The sequence below is a fragment of the Nonlabens dokdonensis genome, from assembly GCF_002162835.1.
Classification (GTDB): domain Bacteria; phylum Bacteroidota; class Bacteroidia; order Flavobacteriales; family Flavobacteriaceae; genus Nonlabens; species Nonlabens dokdonensis_B.
This window is the reverse complement of sequence record NZ_MAAX01000206.1, coordinates 1-18,984: the sequence shown is the minus strand read 5'-3', so window position 1 is coordinate 18,984 and position 18,984 is coordinate 1. Positions and strand designations below refer to the sequence as shown.

The 18,984-nt window shown below is 36.8% G+C and carries 15 protein-coding genes and 1 pseudogene; 12 read left to right on the top strand and 4 right to left on the bottom strand.

Going from position 1 to position 18,984, the window contains the following annotated elements; translation table 11 throughout:
• A partial coding sequence (locus tag A9Q93_RS13665; protein ID WP_303687959.1) for a M24 family metallopeptidase occupies positions 1-391 on the top strand: 391 nt, incomplete at its 5' end.
• 556 nt (positions 392-947) lie between these two features.
• Positions 948-1,718 (top strand): class I SAM-dependent methyltransferase, encoded by a 771-nt coding sequence (locus tag A9Q93_RS13660; protein ID WP_303687958.1) that lies wholly within the window; start codon positions 948-950, stop codon positions 1,716-1,718.
• Here the strand turns inward: A9Q93_RS13660 and A9Q93_RS13655 are convergent.
• Genes A9Q93_RS13655 through A9Q93_RS13645 form a run of 3 tightly spaced genes read right to left on the bottom strand, consistent with a single transcriptional unit; the run spans position 1,715 to position 5,544 of the window.
• Positions 1,715-2,767: an FAD:protein FMN transferase gene (locus A9Q93_RS13655; RefSeq protein WP_303687957.1), complete on the bottom strand. Its 1,053-nt coding sequence runs from the start codon at positions 2,765-2,767 to the stop codon at positions 1,715-1,717. The genes A9Q93_RS13660 and A9Q93_RS13655 overlap by 4 nt on opposite strands.
• On the bottom strand, positions 2,764-3,126 hold the full coding sequence (locus A9Q93_RS13650; protein ID WP_303687956.1) for a Na(+)-translocating NADH-quinone reductase subunit F: 363 nt from the start codon (positions 3,124-3,126) through the stop codon (positions 2,764-2,766). The genes A9Q93_RS13655 and A9Q93_RS13650 overlap by 4 nt, the downstream gene beginning before the upstream one ends.
• 33 nt (positions 3,127-3,159) lie before the next feature.
• Positions 3,160-5,544: a T9SS type A sorting domain-containing protein gene (locus A9Q93_RS13645; protein ID WP_303687955.1), complete on the bottom strand. Its 2,385-nt coding sequence runs from the start codon at positions 5,542-5,544 to the stop codon at positions 3,160-3,162.
• A 110-nt stretch (positions 5,545-5,654) separates the two neighbouring features.
• Between A9Q93_RS13645 and A9Q93_RS13640 the strand changes: the two genes are divergently transcribed.
• The 10 genes from A9Q93_RS13640 to A9Q93_RS13595 all read left to right on the top strand — a co-directional run bounded on the left by A9Q93_RS13640 (position 5,655) and on the right by A9Q93_RS13595 (position 17,950).
• Positions 5,655-8,627 carry a GH92 family glycosyl hydrolase gene (locus tag A9Q93_RS13640; protein WP_303687954.1) on the top strand — a complete coding sequence of 991 codons (2,973 nt, stop codon included), beginning with the start codon at positions 5,655-5,657 and terminating at the stop codon, positions 8,625-8,627.
• Positions 8,628-8,840: 213 nt separating this feature from the next.
• Positions 8,841-10,286: an aldehyde dehydrogenase gene (locus A9Q93_RS13635; RefSeq protein WP_303687953.1), complete on the top strand. Its 1,446-nt coding sequence runs from the start codon at positions 8,841-8,843 to the stop codon at positions 10,284-10,286.
• Between the two features lie 174 nt (positions 10,287-10,460).
• On the top strand, positions 10,461-11,267 hold the full coding sequence (proC, locus tag A9Q93_RS13630) for a pyrroline-5-carboxylate reductase (protein ID WP_303687952.1): 807 nt from the start codon (positions 10,461-10,463) through the stop codon (positions 11,265-11,267).
• 552 nt (positions 11,268-11,819) lie between these two features.
• Positions 11,820-12,377, top strand: coding sequence for a transposase (locus tag A9Q93_RS13625; protein WP_303687951.1), 558 nt, complete (start codon positions 11,820-11,822; stop codon positions 12,375-12,377).
• A complete protein-coding gene (locus A9Q93_RS13620) occupies positions 12,370-13,581 on the top strand; it encodes an NAD(P)/FAD-dependent oxidoreductase (RefSeq protein ID WP_303687950.1) in 1,212 nt (403 codons plus the stop codon). The genes A9Q93_RS13625 and A9Q93_RS13620 overlap by 8 nt, the downstream gene beginning before the upstream one ends.
• A 33-nt stretch (positions 13,582-13,614) precedes the next feature.
• Positions 13,615-14,157, top strand: coding sequence for a DUF2199 domain-containing protein (locus tag A9Q93_RS13615; protein WP_303687949.1), 543 nt, complete (start codon positions 13,615-13,617; stop codon positions 14,155-14,157).
• 156 nt (positions 14,158-14,313) lie between these two features.
• Positions 14,314-15,828, top strand: a complete 1,515-nt coding sequence (gpmI, locus tag A9Q93_RS13610) for a 2,3-bisphosphoglycerate-independent phosphoglycerate mutase (protein WP_303687948.1) — start codon at positions 14,314-14,316, stop codon at positions 15,826-15,828.
• A 4-nt stretch (positions 15,829-15,832) separates the two neighbouring features.
• Positions 15,833-16,447, top strand: coding sequence for a thioredoxin family protein (locus A9Q93_RS13605; RefSeq protein WP_303687947.1), 615 nt, complete (start codon positions 15,833-15,835; stop codon positions 16,445-16,447).
• Positions 16,448-16,523: 76 nt separating this feature from the next.
• Positions 16,524-17,594, top strand: a complete 1,071-nt coding sequence (locus A9Q93_RS13600; RefSeq protein ID WP_303687946.1) for a DoxX family protein — start codon at positions 16,524-16,526, stop codon at positions 17,592-17,594.
• A complete protein-coding gene (locus tag A9Q93_RS13595) occupies positions 17,591-17,950 on the top strand; it encodes a cupin domain-containing protein (protein ID WP_303687945.1) in 360 nt (119 codons plus the stop codon). The genes A9Q93_RS13600 and A9Q93_RS13595 overlap by 4 nt, the downstream gene beginning before the upstream one ends.
• A gap of 236 nt (positions 17,951-18,186) precedes the next feature.
• Here A9Q93_RS13595 and A9Q93_RS13590 read toward each other — a convergent pair.
• Positions 18,187-18,984 (bottom strand): annotated as a pseudogene (locus tag A9Q93_RS13590) (hydroxymethylglutaryl-CoA reductase); the annotation flags it as partial.

Here is an 18,984-nt window from a genome sequence, read left to right as displayed (position 1 = left end):
CAAACGTGTGGGCGATGTAGGTCATGCGATACAAGAATATTGTGAATCATTTGGTTACGGAGTTGTACGCGAATTAGTAGGTCATGGATTGGGTCGTGTAATGCATGAAGATCCACAAATGCCTAATTACGGTAAACGCGGTCGTGGTAAAAAGTTTGTGGAAGGAATGACCGTTGCTATAGAACCTATGATTAATTTAGGCACTAAAAATATCAAGCACTATCCTGACGGCTGGACCATTAAAACTAGAGACATGAAACCTAGTGCGCATTTTGAGCACGATGTCGCCATCGTAGATGGTGAACCACGATTGTTAAGTACATTTGATTATATCTATGATGTTCTAGGAATTACTTCTAATGAAGAAGATCCTTATCGATGGAAGTCGTAAAAATAAAAGGAATTAGTTAATACAAATATTTATAGCCTCGCCCTATTAGGATTAGAGAAATAATTACGATTTAATTAAAGACTCATGAATATTGAGGATTTTAGGTTTCTTATTAAAAAGGAACGACCAGACACTTTGATGAACCATTTTAAAACTTTATGTTTCAGAGAGTCTTTCTGTGGAATTTTTAATGAAACTAAAATTTTGATCTGGTCTAGTAGTTTTAGCGTTGGAATTGGGTATCCAGTATTTGAACTTTCTATTGATTCTGATCATCAATTACAATTACGTAAAAGACTTAATAAAATTGGGAAAATAGTAGGTGGCGTTTTTCTAGTGTTATTTTATAGTGTCTTAATTTATGCATTAAAAAACAATTACGACAATTACTCAAATGATTTATTAAGAGCTAGTTTTTTTTATTTTAACTCTCGGAATTGGCCCAATAGCTTTAAGTATTCGAATTTATAGATCTACAGCCAAGAGACAAGAAAAAATATTGAGAAAAATCATCGCAAAGCACATCGATCATCATTCAAACGCATAAAAGAACACCTTGAAAAAACTCTTCAAATTCTTCCTTAACCTTATCCCAAGACCTTGGTTGATAAGCGCAAGTTATTATGTGCGCCCATTGATTGCATGGTGGTATCGAGGTGATCGATATGAAGATCCTATTGATGGAAAGACTTTTAAAAGCTTTTTACCTTATGGTTATGAAAATGTGCGTGAAAATGTATTGTCACCTTCTACACTTTCTTTAGAACGCCACAGATTGCTTTGGTTGTATTTGCAAAACGAGACCGATTTATTAACGCGACCTCAAAAGCTTTTGCACTTTGCACCAGAGCAATGTTTCTATAAACGCTTTCGCGAAAGCAAAACTATTCAATACACCACAACAGACCTCAACTCTCCTCTTGCTGATGTTCCTGCGGATATCTGTGATTTACCGTTTGCTGATAACGAGTTTGACTTTATTCTTTGTAACCACGTTTTAGAACATATTCCAGATGATTTTAAAGCGATGCAAGAAATTTATCGAGTTCTAAAACCTGACGGCATTGCGATTCTTCAAATCCCTTTAGAAAATGATCGAAAAATCACTTTTGAGGACAATTCTATTACCGACCGCAAAGAACGAGCACGAATTTTTGGACAGTACGATCATGTAAGAGTTTATGGAATGGATTACTTTGATAGACTGGCTCAAGTCGGCTTTGAAGTAAAGGCAATCGATTACACCAAGGATTTAGGTGCAAAACAAGTAGATCGCTATAGACTCGCAGCTGGAGAATTGATTCCTGTGGTGAGAAAAAATGTTTAACCAGCCTGCTTCACAAACTTTTCAAAATCTGGTGTAGTTTCAAATTTCAGCATCCCATTTTTATCTGTATACATGATAACCACATCTAGATCTGGTAAGTTTTTAAGTAGCATTCTTGATTTTTCTAAGGGCATTGCCATAAAAGCTGTGGCAAAGCCGTCAGCAAGTGTACAATTTTTAGCAATTACATTTACTCCTATGACTTCACTAGGCTGCGCCTTTCCGGTTAGAGGATTTACTGTATGCACAAATTCCTGACCGCTATCTGGATCTATTTTAAACTTGCGGTAATTACCACTTCCTGCCATAGCATTATTTGATAATTCTAAGACCGTGATGTAAACTCGTTCACCAGGTTTCTGATTAGGGTCGTCTATTCCTACAGCCCATTTAGTGCCGCGTTTTAAGTTCATGCCTTTGGTAACTAGCTCACCACCTACTTCTACTAGATAATTTTCCACACCTTTATCATCGAGCAATCGCGCCATATAATCTACAAGCGTACCTTTTGCAATGGCATTAAATTCTAAGTACATTCCTTTTTGATCAGACTTGATGTAAAAAGAGTCTTTAACTTTAGAAGGCACGATATTCATCTTATGAAATCCTACAAACTTTTTAAGGCTATCTATTTTCTTTTGTGATGGAATCCGTTCTTGTTTACCATCAGCTCCAAAACCATAAGCATTCACTAAATTACCTACTGTTGGATCAAAATACCCATCAGTTTTACGATACACTTGTTGGGCTTGCTCAAAGACTTCTTTGAATGGTTTCCCTACGAGCACACTATCTTCTCCAGCATTAATTCTATTGATCAAAGAACCTTTTACCCAAGTGCTCATGGAATTATTAAACATATCAATGATGCTATCCACATCACTTTTAAGTGTCACCTCATCTTCTGCAAAGAGTTTTATCGAGTACGTAGTACCTATCGCCTGACCTACAAATTCTTGTGGTTCAGGAAATGTTGCTACTTCGGTTGAATCTTTTTCTTTACAAGAAAAAAACAATAACACAATTAAAATTAAAAAGGAATATTTCATTTGATTTCTATTAAGCCTGCAAAATTAACCACATAATCATCTTCATGATGCACGGGCATGTTGTAATCTCTAGAATTTGCTAATCCTACTCCTGCATAGTATGTAGTGGCTTTGTATTTTTTACCATGATCGCGCATCAAATTCATTAACTTTTCATCGTACTGTACAGGATTTGCAGGATATGTAACTGCTCGCACCACAACAAAATGAAGGTATTTATCTTTTAATGCTACAAATTGAGGATCTTTTTTTGGTTTAGAATTAATAGATAAAAACTCAAAACCTAATTCTTCCATTTCTTTCCCAACGATGTTCATCGCAAGTTGATGCAATTCTTGTTCTGAAAGCGGTGTCAACATATTTTTAATTTATACAGCAATTTCTCGCAACTGTTATTCTAGAATAATTTTCTTTGTTACTAGTCCATCCTTAAGGTCAAATCTTACTAAATAGACTCCACTTGTAAGGCTAGTTAAGTCTAGTTGATTGTTTTGGTCTAAGGTTTTAAGAGACTTCACAACTTGACCCAAGGTATTATATACATATATATTTTCTACACTACTTACTTCAGGAAGCGTTACATTGATAATTCTGCTTTTAGAAGGATTTGGGTATATGGTTACCGCTTTCGCGAAAGCGGACTCATCTACACTCAACGTACTATTCACAAATTCTATGTGGAATCTAGAAGAATCACTACTTAATACGTCTGTTGTATCCCAATCAAACATATAAGTTGTAGCTGTTACATCATCCATAACAATGGATTGATCTAGGTAATTGTCTACTAAGATTACATCAAGATTAGAAAAATGAAGAGGAGAGAGATTTATGGAATAGTTTCCAGAGGTTAATTGATGCAAATGTAATGGTATTTGCTCTCCAGCCTGCGGATAATTTCTAGCATTAATGCTCACTAAATTGTTTCCTTCTTTTACAGCAATATTTTCCTCAAGATTAAGAAGTTTAATAGCATCAAATGAATCAAATTGATTTAAAAACGTAGGATGGAACTTGATGACCGCACCATCTTTTACATTTCCATTATTTGATAAGTCAACTCGCATGATCAAAGGGTTTGAAGACACTTGAACATTACCTTGATTTTCATTCAAGTAGGTATCCCTAAAATTAAATTGTGCAACGTTACCATTTGCTATAACAAAAGCAGCTTGATATGGTTGTAAAAATCCGTTTACTTGACTTCCCGTAAAATTGTTCATGTTTGCCATGACGTCATAAGTCACATAAGCACCATTAGACTGAGCGGTAGGATCCCAAATGTAGAAAAAAGAAGGTCGTATTCCTGGAGCATCGCTAGGATCGCCACTCATATTTAAATTGCTCAACATGCTGTCTAAGTCGTAAGGAGCTAAATAGGGATTGCCTATCATATTAAAAGCACCATTTGTAGTATTTATTACAGGCGTAGGGATTGTACTAGTAAAAACTCCTTTTGTTCTAAGTACTGTTTCTCTTTGCGCATCTACATTTGTAGTAAGGTCTACTTGCCTATCACCTCGTATAAATAGTCGGTACGGCTTTCCAGCTTCTATAATGTCGCTCGCGTTATTAGTACTTGTTTGTGCTGCCCAGCTTTGATTTATATTATCCCAACTATACAGAGAAGAATTATTTGTTCCTGTAATGTCAAAACCACCAGCTGCACCAGCTGTTCCAGTAATATCAGTTCCATAACCTACAATAGTTTCATCACCACTCTCTTGCCAGTTTTCAAAAATAGTACCGTTAGTTGTGACGGGACTACTTAAAAATCTATAAGCTCGTTTGGCACTCATATAGGTTTCTGATACCACAGCAGATGTTAGTAGTAAGTCTGTAGGAATAAAATAGGCATTTCTAGAAACAGAGCTTTTAAAGGTTATACTAGCACCTGAATTATTAATGGTAGAAGTTCCAGTACCAGTATGTTTAACGGTACCGTAAATATCAAAAAGACCAGCGAGTTCTATGTTATTGTTATCTGTCACAGTAAAATTTCCTAATTGTGATGCTGCAGAATATACAGCAGAAGATCCATTTAAAACAACCGTTGAATTTTGGGCATCAATCGCTCCTGAGTTATATACTTCTCCATTAATAGTTACTGTTCTTCCAGATTCAATTTGTAAAATAGCACCATTTGAAATGGTAAGATTATTTAAAACCACATCGCAATCAATTATCGCTGTGCCAGATAGAACACTTAAATTCTCTGTAGCCGCCATAGGTATTAAACAAGGATTACTATTAATCCATGCATTATCATATATATAATCTGATTTCTCAATAAATGTCATTTGAAATCGATTCACATCGATACTTTCTGGGATAGCGTTATCAATACTAAAACGTATTTCTTCAGTTTGTCCAGTTCCTACTTCATGAATTTCACCAGTGTATAAGTCCTGTATGTAACTCAAATATCCTGGCATCTGGAAAGCGTCAACCTCAAAAACATAATCTTGTGTTCTATAATTGATAATAAAAAACGGTAAAACCTCATTATCTACAGGAATATCTCTGCGCTCTATGCTCAGATAGTGAGAACCATTTTGCCGTACAAAAGATTCATCAAGATTAAAAATCTTAGGAGCATCAAAAGAATCCACTCCATTATTATTCCCTGCTTCAAAAGCAATAAGCAATCCGTCAGATGCAGATAGTCCGTTATCATATCTTGCAGCATCATATAAGGTTATTCTTACTGTTGTACTCTGTGCATAAGAAACGGACGTGTAAACATATAGTAAACAGAAAATTAATAAAGATCTCATGGTATACTTTTGTGCAAATATAATAGTATTGCTTTATCTGTTACTTCAACTAGATGGTGTAAATAAGATCCGTTTATAACTATTATATTTAGGTTTTAAAATAAGTTGCAATGACTAAACTAAAGCTCTTAACTTTTCTATGCGTTTGTACTCTTTTGTATGCTTGTAATGAAAACGGAAAGAAAAAATTTGACTCTTCACCTGCCATAGCAGATCGCCCACTTACCGAATATGTAAACCCTTTTATAGGAACTGGTGGACATGGACATACTTATCCTGGTGCGACCATGCCTTTTGGGATGATGCAATTGAGTCCAGATACCAGACTCGACGGTTGGGATGGATGCAGCGGTTATCATTATAGTGATGAAGTGATTTATGGATTTTCGCACACACATTTAAGCGGTACCGGAGTAAGCGATTATGGAGATATTTTATTGATGCCTACTAACAAACCAGTCTTGAATAATGGAGCCGATGGCAATGAAGGTTACTCTTCAAAATTCTCTCACGATAAGGAAAAAGCCAGTCCTGGATATTATGAAGTACACCTAGACGATACCGATATAGACGTACGACTAACAGTTACAGAACGTGCTGGAATGCATGAATACCGCTTTCGCGAAAGCGAGAACCAATACCTCATCCTAGACCTACTACACAGAGATAAGCTACTAGAACATGACCTTCAATTCAATAGCTCAACCGAATTTCAAGGCAAAAGATTTTCTAGCGCTTGGGCTACAAATCAAATGCTGTTTTTTTATGTAAAAACATCTCACCCTATAAAAAATTGGAATGCAAAACAGGAGTCAATTCCTAAGGTCATCGCTTTAGAATTTGACAACCCAAACAATGAACCAATCACCATTAAAATAGGAATAAGCCCAGTAGATGAGGCTGGTGCAAAACGAAATCTAGAAACCGAAATAGGCAATAAAGACTTTGAAACCATTAAAAAACAAGCTAGCGATACTTGGGAAAAGCAATTGAATAAAATCGTGATTGAAGATGACAACTACGATAACAAAGTCAACTTCTACAGCGCATTGTATCATACCATGATTGCTCCTAATTTATATCAAGATGTAGATGGTCGTTACCGCGGCATGGATTTAGAAATTCATGAGACGCAAGATTTTGATTACTACACCGTATTCTCACTTTGGGATACTTATCGTGCCGCACATCCTTTATACACCATCATCGAGCAGGATCGCACAAACGATTTTGTCAACACCTTTAATGCAAAATATGACGAAGGCGGCATTCTTCCCATTTGGGATTTGAGCGGTAATTACACCGGTTGTATGATCGGTTATCATGCCGTTCCTGTAATTGCAGATGCTTATTTAAAAGGAATCAGAGGTTATGATACTAACAAAGCTTTTGAAGCAATGATTCATAGTTCTATTCAGGACAAATTAGGTTTAGAATCTTATAAAAAGTATGGTTTCATTCCTGTAGAACAAGAAAGTGAATCCGTTTCTAAAACCTTAGAATATGCTTATGACGACTGGACCATTGCTCAAATGGCAAAAGCCATGGGTAATGAAGAAAAATATAGCGAATACATAAAACGAGCGCAGCACTTTAAAAACATGTATAATCCAGAAACTGGTTTTATGCAAGGTCGTTACCGCAATACCTGGTTTGCTCCTTTTAAACCAGAAGAGGTCAACTTTAATTATACCGAGGCAAATGCCTGGCAGTACAGTTTGTATGCACCACAAAACGTTTCTGGACATATCGCATTAATGGGTGGCGACGCAGCTTATGAAAAGCACCTCGATAACATGTTTACTGCACAAATGGAAACCTCTGGTCGCCATCAAGCAGATATTACTGGACTCATAGGTCAGTATGCTCATGGAAACGAACCTAGTCATCACATGGCATACTTATATAATTATGTAGGTAAACCGCATAAAACACAGGAAAAAGTACACGAAATCCTGACTACTTTATATCACAACGATCCAGATGGAGTTTCTGGAAATGAAGATTGCGGCCAGATGAGTGCTTGGTATGTGTTGAGTTCGCTAGGATTTTATCCGGTCACTCCAGGAAGTAATGAATATGCGATTGGGACGCCTCTTTTTGATAAAGCGACGATCAACCTAGAAAACGGCGAGCAGTTTACCTTGATCAAAAATGGAACTGGAAAGTATATAGAAGATATCGCTTTCGCGAAAGCGTATAAACCAATGAGTTCTAAACAAGATGACTATACCTCTTTTGAAAAGCTCACAAAATCATTCTTAACCCATGAAATGATCACCAATTCTGGAACGCTTATCTACCACATGAGCGATCAACCTACAGATTGGGCAACTGCAAAAGAAGACAGAATAGTTAGCTCCATTAATGAAGAACACATGCCAGCAGTTCCTTATATTGAGTCTGGCGATATTTCATTTTCTGACACTACTACCATTTCATTGAACAGTATTGATGAAAATGCTGATATTTATTTCAAGATCAACAATGGTGAGTTCCAACTTTACCAAGAAACTATTACAATATCAGAACCATTACAGCTATCTACTTATGCGATTCATAATTACAAAATAAGTTATACCGTTACCACAGACTTTTACAAATACGACAAGAACATGTCAGTTGTTCTAGAGCATGAATATGCAAATGAATACAGCGCTGGCGGAAACGATGCATTAATAGACGGAATGAAAGGAACAGAAGATTTCCGTTCTGGATCCTGGCAAGGAACTCAAAAAGAAGATATCGTAGCAACAGTAGATCTGGGAAGCTCCAAGGATATTTCTCAAATAAGCACTAGTTTCTTAAAAGACCAACGCAGCTGGATTTTTTACCCCAAGGAAGTGGTTTTTGAACTATATGACGAAAATAGAAAACTGCTCAAGACTGTATCAGAAAAACTACCAGAAACCGGTAAAGAAGAAATAGTTGCTATTCACGATGTTAACATCAACACACCTGTCAAAAACGTGCGTTTTGTAAAAATGAGAGCCGTAACCTATGGTAAACTACCTGAATGGCATTTAGGTTATCCATACGATGGAGACGCCTGGATTTTTGTAGATGAGATAACTGTGAAGTAGATTTTGAGTTATTGGGTAATTCTCTGAACTATTCTCTAATAAATTAAAAAATTAAAAACTCCTTTCAGATCCCTGATAATTTGCTCAGGCAAATTTCTGGGAAAGGAAAGGTAGGCAAAAGGAGCGATAGCGAGTTTTGATTGGAAAGGTTAAAAGTGATTCTAATTATTTTCTTCACAACTTGTATCTTCACAAAATCACTAAGTAAGCAACATGGAAATAAAAAACTTCATTAATAATCAAGAAATGATTCCGCTATCGGGAATGTGGCTGGATAATTATGAACCAGCATCGGGAACAGTTTACGGCGACATCCCTAATTCTAATGAAGATGATGTAGAAAAAGCTTATCAAGCGGCCGCTGCTGCTTTTCCGTCTTGGTCCACAATCACAAGTGATGAACGTTCTAAAATCATGCTACGCATCGCAGATTTAATTGAAGAAAACCTAGAACAACTTGCCGTTGCCGAAAGTCGTGATAATGGAAAACCATTATGGCTCGCAAAAGCAGTTGACATACCAAGAGCAAGTTCTAATTTTCGATTTTATGGTAATGCCATCACTCAGTACGCGAGTAAAGCGCATGAAAGTGTCGGTAAAAAAACGATCAATTATACGTTGCGCAAACCCATAGGTGTCGTGGGTTGTATTTCTCCGTGGAACTTACCCTTATATTTATTCTCTTGGAAAATCGCTCCAGCAATCGCTGCTGGAAATTGTGTGGTGGCAAAACCTAGTGAGGTGACTCCTGCGACCGCTTATCTTCTAGGCGAGATCGTTAAAAAAGCAGGATTGCCAGCTGGAGTTCTCAACATAGTTCATGGTAATGGAGCCAGTTGCGGTCAGGCGATTGTTTCTCATCCACATATAAAAGCGATTAGTTTTACTGGTGGGACAACTACCGGCGCTCATATTGCGCGCACTGCTGCACCTATGTTCAAGAAATTATCGCTGGAATTAGGTGGTAAAAATCCTAACCTCATTTTTGCCGATTGTGATTATGACAAGATGCTGGATACCACAGTGCGCTCTTCCTTTGCAAATCAAGGTCAAATTTGTCTTTGTGGCAGCCGCATTTTCGTCCAAAAAGAAATTTACGACCGATTTAAAAAAGACTTTGTTGATCGTGTGAAGAACTTGAGAGTTGGACATCCAGAGCAAGCTAGCACCAAAGTCGGTGCCGTGGTAAGTGCCGGTCATAGAGAAAAGATTGAAGAGTATCTCGCTTTCGCGAAAGCGGAACCAGAAAACTACACCATCTTAACCGGTGGAAATCGAGTGGCAGTAGCAAATTTTGAAAACGGATACTATCTAGAACCAACCGTAATCGAAGTAACTTCAAACGACTGCAAGTTGAACCAAGAAGAAATCTTCGGGCCAGTCGTAACCATCATGCCGTTCAACGACGAAGCGCACGCACTAGAACTAGCAAACGGCACCAAATACGGTCTGAGCGCGACTTTATGGACCAACGATTTATCGAGAACGATGAGAATGACGCAAGAAATTGAGGCAGGAATTGTATGGGTAAACACCTGGTTAAATCGTGATTTGAGAACACCTTTCGGCGGCGTGAAAGACAGCGGCGTAGGTCGTGAAGGTGGTTTTGAGGCTTTGGATTTCTTTACAGAACCTAAGAACATTTGTATTGAATACTAAGATCTGTCACCGACAGGATGTCACCAGTTAACAGTATTTTCTTAGACATGATTTTTTAAAATCACCACGATAGCCTGAGATTCAAGAACCTTTGGTTTTATATTTTAAATAAATTATGTATCATAAGGCTATTGCACAGTAATTGCAAATTATCTTAAAAACATAAAAACAGTTATGAAAGTATTAGTTATAGGAGCAGGAAACATGGGACTTACTTATGCCGAAGGAATGGGCGATTCCATGATTTTAGGACGGAAAAGGCTAAGAATTTATGATACTGATCCTAATAAAATTAAAACACTTCAAGAAGAAAATAAATTTGACATCTTTACTTCCTTAGAAGACTGTTTACCACAAGCTGATATTGTTTTTATAGCGGTAAAACCATATCATTCTCAAGATCTTTTTGAAGAGATGCAATTATTAGTTAGACCTGATCAATTGTTTGTGTCTTTAATGGCTGGTGTGACTATTGACACTATTCAACAAGGTTTAAAAGTTTCTAAAGTAATAAGAACTATGCCTAATTTACCTGCTAAAGTAGGTAAAGGCGTGACTTCCTACACAGGTGCAAAAGAAGTGTCTCGAATTGAGTTATTGACCGTAAGACATTTACTCGACACTACCGGAACGTCTATTCATGTAGAAACAGAGAAATTTATCGATGCCTCCACTGGTATTTCTGGAAGTGGTCCAGCTTATGTTTTTTACTTTATGCAATCTATGCTGGATGCAGCCTTGAAAATGGGCTTTTCAGATTATGATTCTAAAGTTTTAGTAAGCAATACTTTTGAAGGAGCGATTGAACTTTTCAATCAGTCAGATATCTCACCTAAAAGCTGGATCAATAAAGTTGCCTCTAAGGGTGGAACTACACAAGCTGCGATTGATTCTATGGACGATAATAATGTAAAACAACTCATTCAAGATGCAGCTTACGCCGCTTTCGATAGAGCTGTAGAATTAGGAAAAGAGAAATAAATTAAAAACCAGCATCTTCTTGAAACCAACATGCCAAGTATTTGTCTTGGCATGTTTGGTTGATGTCGACAAACTAAAATACTGGTCTAACAACCAGCATCCCGATTTGATTTAGACAATGCCAACACGAATAGTTGGCATGTCAAATCTTACCAGCTTTTTCTCAGCCAAGACCTCTTTCGAAACTAACATGCGTCCTGGCATGTTTGGTTGATGTCGATAAACTAAAATACTGGTCTAAAAACCATTATCTCGATTTGATTTAGACAATGCCAACACGAATAGTTGGCATGTCAAATCTTACCAGCTTTTTCTCAGCCAAGACCTCTTTCGAAACTAACATCCGTCCTGGCATGTTTGGTTGATGTCGACAAACTAAAATACTGGTCTAACAACCAGCATCCCGATTTGATTTAGACAATGCCAACACGAATAGTTGGCATGTCAAACCTTACCAGCTTTTTCTCAGGCAAGACCTCTTTCTAAACCAACATGCCAAGTTTGCGTCTTGGCATGTTTGGTTGATTTACAAGATCTATTTATCTTTTCCAGATGTACGATAAAATTGAAAGCGACAAATATTACCATATTTTCAATCAGGCAAATGGAATGATTGACATCTTCCAAGAGTCTCGCAATTACCCTTTCTTTATTGATAAAATGGAAAAGCATTTAACTCCGGTTTGCGAGATCATTGCTTTTTGTCTAATGAAAAATCATTTTCATCTGGTCATCAAGACAAAACAAGAGATAGAAGAATTAAAAATATCTAGAGCTTTTGCAAATTTATTTATTGGCTATGCAAAAGCCTACAATAAAGTCTACAACAGATCAGGCAGCTTATTTAAAAAACCATTTAAAAGAAAATTGATTGAATCAGAAGTTTATTTGAAAAATTTGATTTTATATGTTCATTGCAATCCAGTAAAAGATGGCTTTGTAGAAGATCTGATTTCTTATCCATGGTCATCGTATCATGAAATTATAGACGATGCAAAAACATTTGTAGACCGCGAGTTTGTTCTAGAATTGTTTGATGATTCGACTAACTTTGTCGCAGCACATAAAGCTTATCAATTAAACACTTCATTTTTACCAACTTTTGAATAAAACACACTACAACACCATAATAATAGGCGGCGGCGCTGCAGGATTTTTTACTGCCATTAATCTAGCAGAACAAACCGAGAACCATTCTATTGCTATTCTAGAACGAGGAAAAGATGTACTTCAAAAAGTGCGTATTTCTGGTGGTGGAAGATGCAATGTCACTCACGCGCAGTTTGAGCCTAAACCGTTGTCCTTGAATTATCCGCGAGGTGAGAAAGAATTACTTGGACCTTTTCACAGTTTTATGACCGGCGACACAATAAGTTGGTTTGAAGAACGTGGTGTCGAACTTAAAATAGAAGAAGATGGTCGCATGTTTCCTGTTTCTAATTCTTCTCAAACAATAATTGATTGTTTTATCTCGCTTGCGCGAAAATATCAAATTGACATACTTACCAGTCACAATGTAACAGCTATAGAAAAAACAGACTCTTGGCAACTTGAGACTAAAACTGAGTCCTTTACCTGTGATAATCTTGTGGTTACTGCAGGAAGCAGTCCCAAAGTCTGGCAAATGATGAAAAAGCTAGATCATACGATTGTAGATGCTGTTCCATCACTTTTCACCTTTAATATAGTCGACAAACAAATCACCGAACTAGCAGGAATTGCTATTGAAGCTAGAGTAGAAATACCTCAGCTAAAACTAGAATCTCAAGGACCGTTGTTAATCACACATTGGGGATTTTCTGGACCTGCCATTTTAAAAATGAGCGCTTGGGGCGCTAGAGAATTACATGATTCTGGTTATAAATTTGATTTGGTTATCAACTGGCTCAATTACATTTCTACCGAAGAATGTTTTGAAACCCTAGCCTCAAAAAGAAAGAAGAGCAAAAAGCAAGTCGGAAATGAGTGGCTGTTTGATCTTCCTAAACGATTATGGAAATACTTAGTAGAAAGCATATCTCTAACAGAAAAAAATTGGGCAGACTGTTCTAATGTAGACCTTCAAAATCTAGCTACGCTTCTCACCGCAAGTACATTTGCCATCAATGGTAAAAGTACCTTTAAAGAAGAATTTGTTACTGCTGGTGGCGTAGATCTAAAAGAGATTAACTTCAAGAATTTTTCTTCTAAAAAACAAAAAAACCTGTATCTAGCTGGCGAAGTATTAAACATAGACGCCATTACTGGTGGATTCAATTTTCAAAACGCTTGGACTGGCGGATGGATGATTGCTAAAGATATAGGCAGTAGGTAAAAATTATACTATGTTAACACATATAATGTTCAGATGAAGTTATTTAGATTTTTAAATAAAAACAACCCAGCATTTAAATGTGATTGTTGCGGTAAAGAATATAAGGAGATTCCACTCTGTTTTGGGGCAGATTACCCTTATCATTATTTATCTATTCCTAAAAGTGAATTAGAAGAGCGCGTTGAATTGGAAAAAAGTCTCTGTGTAATCGATGACACCCACTTTTTTCATAGAGGTAGATTGATCATTCCTATTAATAACTATCCTGATGAACTAATTTTTAATGTGTGGACTTCCATCAGCAAAGAGAATTTTGAAAAACGAATGGACCTTTGGAATGATGAGAAAAGAACAAAAGAGGAACCTTATTTTGGTTGGCTACAAACCAATGTACCAACATATGGGGAAACTATAAATATCAAAGCAATAGCTCTTGAAGAAGCAGCAGGTAAAATACCAACAATAAAATCCATCGAAGAAAATCACAAATTGACAATCGACCAACAAAACGGAATAAGCTATAGCAAAGCTAAAAAGATAGTTAGTTTTATCTTAGCTCAAGAACATAGTACTTAAGTCATCTGTTATTTAGAAAACCAATCTTCAAAATCGCTTACAAAAATCTTCACAAGCTTATCGAAATCGCTTTCGTAAGTAATCGATCAATCAATTTCTTAATCTTGAACTTAAAACCTGCATTTTTCGTAATTTAGGAGTTCAAATTTTGAAACATTGAATAAGAAAACCATATTGATGATTCTCGACGGTTGGGGAATCACACAAGATCCTAAAGTGAGTGCTATCGCTCAAGCTAACACGCCATTCATAGATAGTTTATACAAAAAGTATCCTCATGCGACATTGCGTACCGATGGAGAACACGTCGGTCTTCCTGAAGGTCAAATGGGAAATAGTGAGGTAGGACACATGAATCTTGGAGCTGGTAGAATTGTATATCAAGATCTTGCCAAAATCAATAAAGCCATTAAAGACGACACGCTCAAAGAAGAGAAAGTGCTGGTGGATGCTCTCGCTTTCGCGAAAGCGAATTCTAAAAAAGTACATTTCTTAGGATTATTATCTGACGGCGGTGTTCATGCACATATTGATCATTTAAAAGCATTACTTGATGTGGCGCAAGAACAAGAAGTAGAAGATGTTTTTGTACACGCTTTTACTGATGGTCGCGATGTAGATCCTAAATCTGGCGCAGGACATGTGCAAGATTTAATGTCTCACATTGCAGGAACAAATGCTCAAGTAGCCAGTATTACTGGTCGCTATTTTGCTATGGATCGAGACCAAAGATGGGAACGAGTTAAGAAAGCTTATGATGTGATCGTTCATGGAATGGGCGCACCGACTCATGATCCTGTTGCCGCCATAGAAGAGAATTATGCAAATGGCACAACTGACGAATTTATAGAACCAATAGTAGTTCTTAATGGGACAGAACCAGCTGGACTGGTGGAAGAAGGAGATGTAATAATCTTTTTTAATTACCGTACCGATCGTGGTCGTGAATTAACTCAAATGTTATCTCAACAAGATTTTCAAGAAGTGGGAACTAAAAAGCTGGATTTATATTATGTCACCATGACTAAATATGACGAAAGCTATACGGGAATTGAAGTAATCTTTGAGAAAGACAACCTGAAAAACACACTAGGCGAAGTTCTTTCTAATGCAGGAAAAACACAAATACGCATTGCAGAAACTGAGAAATATCCTCACGTGACTTTTTTCTTCAATGGTGGTCAAGAAGAACCCTTCAAAGGAGAAAACAGATTAATGTGTAACTCGCCTAAAGTAGCAACCTATGACTTGCAGCCAGAAATGTCTATCGATTGTGTAGAAAAGAAAATAGTCCCAGAAATAGAAAAGCAATCAGCAGATTTTATATGTCTCAATTTTGCAAATCCAGATATGGTGGGACATACCGGTTCTATGGAAGCAGCCGTAAAAGCTTGTGAAGCGGTAGATCAAGCAGCTAATGGCGTTATTACCGCAGCAATAGATCAAGATTACACTGTAATTGTAATTGCAGACCACGGTAACTGCGAGGTAATGCTCAATGAAGATGGCTCTGTAAATACAGCACACACGACTAATCCAGTGCCTGTTATTGTAGTAGATCAAGATATTAAGGAAGTGAAAGATGGAATTTTAGGAGATATCGCTCCTACTGTATTAAAGTTAATAGGAGTACAAAAGCCTAGTGAGATGACTCAAAAATCCTTAATTTAGTTTTATGAAAAAGATAGTAATAATTATAGCAGCTGTAATAGTTACAGCCTGTGGTTCACAAAAAGCAACCACAACTAAAACAAACACCTCAACTTCTTCTACTACTGTTCAAAAAACTAGAGAGATTGCTGAAGTGGATGGAACCATAGAGGCAGGTTCTAATTATGTTAAAGATGCTTCTGGAAACCTTTCTGGAAAGGTAGATAAAGATGCTTTTATGCAAGAGCCATTTAATTCTTGGTTTAATAATCGTATGAAATCCTATAAAGCAGATCCAGAAACCATTGAAGGTTTAAAAGTTGCTCTTAAAGATGTTGAGATTAGAGCTTATATGGGAACTTGGTGTGGAGATTCAAAAAGGGAAACTCCACAGTTATATAATATTCTTGAGGCAGCATACTATGATATGGATAATCTTACCATGATCACCGTAGATCGCACTAAGAAAAAACCAGTCGCGCTAGTGTCTGATTATAATATTATAAGAGTTCCTACATTTATATTTTACCGTAATGGGACAGAAATAGGACGTTATGTAGAACGACCTAGAGAGTCTCTTGAAAAAGATATGTTGAAGATTGTTACTGGACAGCCATACAAACATTCATACGAGAACTAATCTTAAAAAAAGAAATTTTAAAACGAGGAATGTAAATTCCTCGTTTTTTTTATACCTTGAAATCAATTTCTAACGATTGAACTCTTACTTTACAAATAGGTATATTTTAAATTCGGTACTGATCATTTGCTGGTTAGCAACTGCTATTTTAGGAATTAATGGTTTTTTCAAGTCCCATGATTTACTTACCGTTTCTACCGTTAAATTTCAGTTAGGTGATGGTCTAACCTCTATTCTAGGAGCCTTTACATTTACTTTTCCCATTTTAGGATTATTTGTAAAGGTAAGAATTGCAAAGTGGTTGCTTATAACTGCTGTGTTCCTATATACGATTCTCATTCTTTTTGACCTACATCGTTTAACACCATATATGATCGTATATTTTGGGATATTCTCATCACTTATTCTTTTAAAATACGACTCCAGTGTGCTTTTTACCGCACTCTTAATCATTGCCTCAGGAATATATATATTTAGTGGTTTACATAAACTCAATGCTGGATTTGTAGCTGATATCGCACCTAGATTATGGTTTCATTCTTTACCATTTTCTTATAACAATTCTATAGGCTATTCATTTGCTATACTAGAAACAGTAGCAGGGTTATTTTTATTGATTCCGCTTGCGCGGAAGTTTGCAAGTATCCTACTCATAGTCATGCATCTTATTATTATCTGGAAATTAGGCCCGTGGAAGCTGGACTGGAATTACATAGTCATCCCATGGAATGTAATGATGATAGCCGTATTGATATTTATATTCAGGAAGAGTTCCTTCTGTAAATTTAAAATTGGAGCTGCTAGAGGTCTAATAATTACCTTAGGTTTTTTCTTTTGGCTCTTGCCTGCAATATCTCAAGTTACATGGATTCCAGAAAATTTGAGCATGATGTTGTATTCAGGAAAATCAAAAAGTGGGTATCTCATCATTGACGAGAAAGTAGATCGTTTTAAACCATACGATCGCACTCCGGATAATGATAAAATGCTCATAAGCTTACAGCAGTACTCTATGGAAGAACGTGGTATTGCTTTACATCCAGAATTAGAAATTTACAACGAGATATTAAATAACATTAAGCTAGCCATTCCTGCAACCGATTCCATCTATTATTCAAACCCTAAGAAACTATTAGAAAAATTATGAGCTCGATCAACCTAAAAGAAAAACTCGATTTATTTCAAGAGCAATGGACTCCTAAGATCATAGGAGAACTCAATGGTCAGCATGTAAAACTTGCTAAGCTAGAAGGAGAGTTTATCTGGCACGATCATAAAAATGAAGACGAATTATTCTATGTAATTAAAGGCCAACTAATACTTGAGCTTAGAGATCAAACCATCACACTCAATGAAGGTGAAATGTACATCGTTCCTAAAGGCGTAGAACATAAACCTATTGCCAAAGAAGAAGTTCATGTACTTCTATTTGAACCTGCAATGATTAAACATACTGGAGAAGTAGAACATGAGTTGACAAAAGATAAATTGGACTGGATCTGAAGAACTTGATTTTGAACTCGAATAATGAATATTGAACATCCATTTTTGAATGATCAAAACAAATGCCAGTTGGAACGATAGCGATGCACTGAGCCCGCCGAACTGTCGAAACCTTCTTGCTCATAAAATTTAAAATGCAACTAGGAAGGTTCCAACAGATCCCAGATAAATTTGGAACAAGCTTTATCATAAAATTCAAAGATTGTGAACCAAATTTTCTGGGATGTCGATCTATTTTACTTACGCAGTAAATCCAAACTTTCTCTCAAACCAGAAAAACTAGGTGTTTTATCGCTGTATTCTTTACGTAGAGATTCTTTTTCGCCATCAGTTGCTCCTATTTGTTCGAGCATGTTAGCAAGATGCATTTTCATGTGTCCGGCTTGTATTCCCGTAGTTACCAATGAGTGAAGGGCAGCAAAATTTTGCGCAAGTCCAGCAACCGCAGTAATTTTCATTAAATCTTCAGCACTAGGGCTTCCTAATATTTGCATGGCCAGCTTAGACAGTGGATGTAATGAGGTTAATCCACCTACAGTACCCAGCGCTAATGGAAAATCTGCTTCAAATATAAAAGTGTCGTTTTCAATTCTTGCTTTGGTTAGACTGCGGTATTTTCCATCTCTTGAGGCATAAGCGTGCACTCCAGCTTCTACCGCTCTAAAGTCGTTTCCGGTCGCTATAACAACAGCATCTATACCATTCATAATTCCTTTGTTATGCGTCACTGCACGATAAGGCTCAACTGTAGCGATATCTACTGCTCTCACAAATTTTCTAGCAAACTCTGCTCCAGTAACGCCGTTAATGGTTCCGATTTCATCGATTTTACAAGAAACCGATACATTCACAACACATTCTGGCACATAATTGCTCAAAATGCTCATAATTACTTCTGGCGCATCGCTAGAAAAACCTTTGAATTCTGAGGCTTTTGATCTTAAAGTCGTTGCTAGTTGCTCTAGAGTAGTATTTATGAAATTAGCACCCATCGCATCCTTGGTCTCAAAAGTGGCATGCAATTGATAATATCC

Coding starts and splice junctions, on each gene's coding strand:
- A9Q93_RS13605 (WP_303687947.1), top strand. CDS start 15,833: ATGAAAAAGATAGTAATAATTATAGCAGCTGTAATAGTTACAGCCTGT.
- A9Q93_RS13640 (WP_303687954.1), top strand. CDS start 5,655: ATGACTAAACTAAAGCTCTTAACTTTTCTATGCGTTTGTACTCTTTTG.
- A9Q93_RS13635 (WP_303687953.1), top strand. CDS start 8,841: ATGGAAATAAAAAACTTCATTAATAATCAAGAAATGATTCCGCTATCG.
- A9Q93_RS13650 (WP_303687956.1), bottom strand. CDS start 3,126: ATGTTGACACCGCTTTCAGAACAAGAATTGCATCAACTTGCGATGAAC.
- A9Q93_RS13625 (WP_303687951.1), top strand. CDS start 11,820: ATGTACGATAAAATTGAAAGCGACAAATATTACCATATTTTCAATCAG.
- A9Q93_RS13595 (WP_303687945.1), top strand. CDS start 17,591: ATGAGCTCGATCAACCTAAAAGAAAAACTCGATTTATTTCAAGAGCAA.
- A9Q93_RS13645 (WP_303687955.1), bottom strand. CDS start 5,544: ATGAGATCTTTATTAATTTTCTGTTTACTATATGTTTACACGTCCGTT.
- A9Q93_RS13655 (WP_303687957.1), bottom strand. CDS start 2,767: ATGAAATATTCCTTTTTAATTTTAATTGTGTTATTGTTTTTTTCTTGT.
- proC (WP_303687952.1), top strand. CDS start 10,461: ATGAAAGTATTAGTTATAGGAGCAGGAAACATGGGACTTACTTATGCC.
- A9Q93_RS13615 (WP_303687949.1), top strand. CDS start 13,615: ATGAAGTTATTTAGATTTTTAAATAAAAACAACCCAGCATTTAAATGT.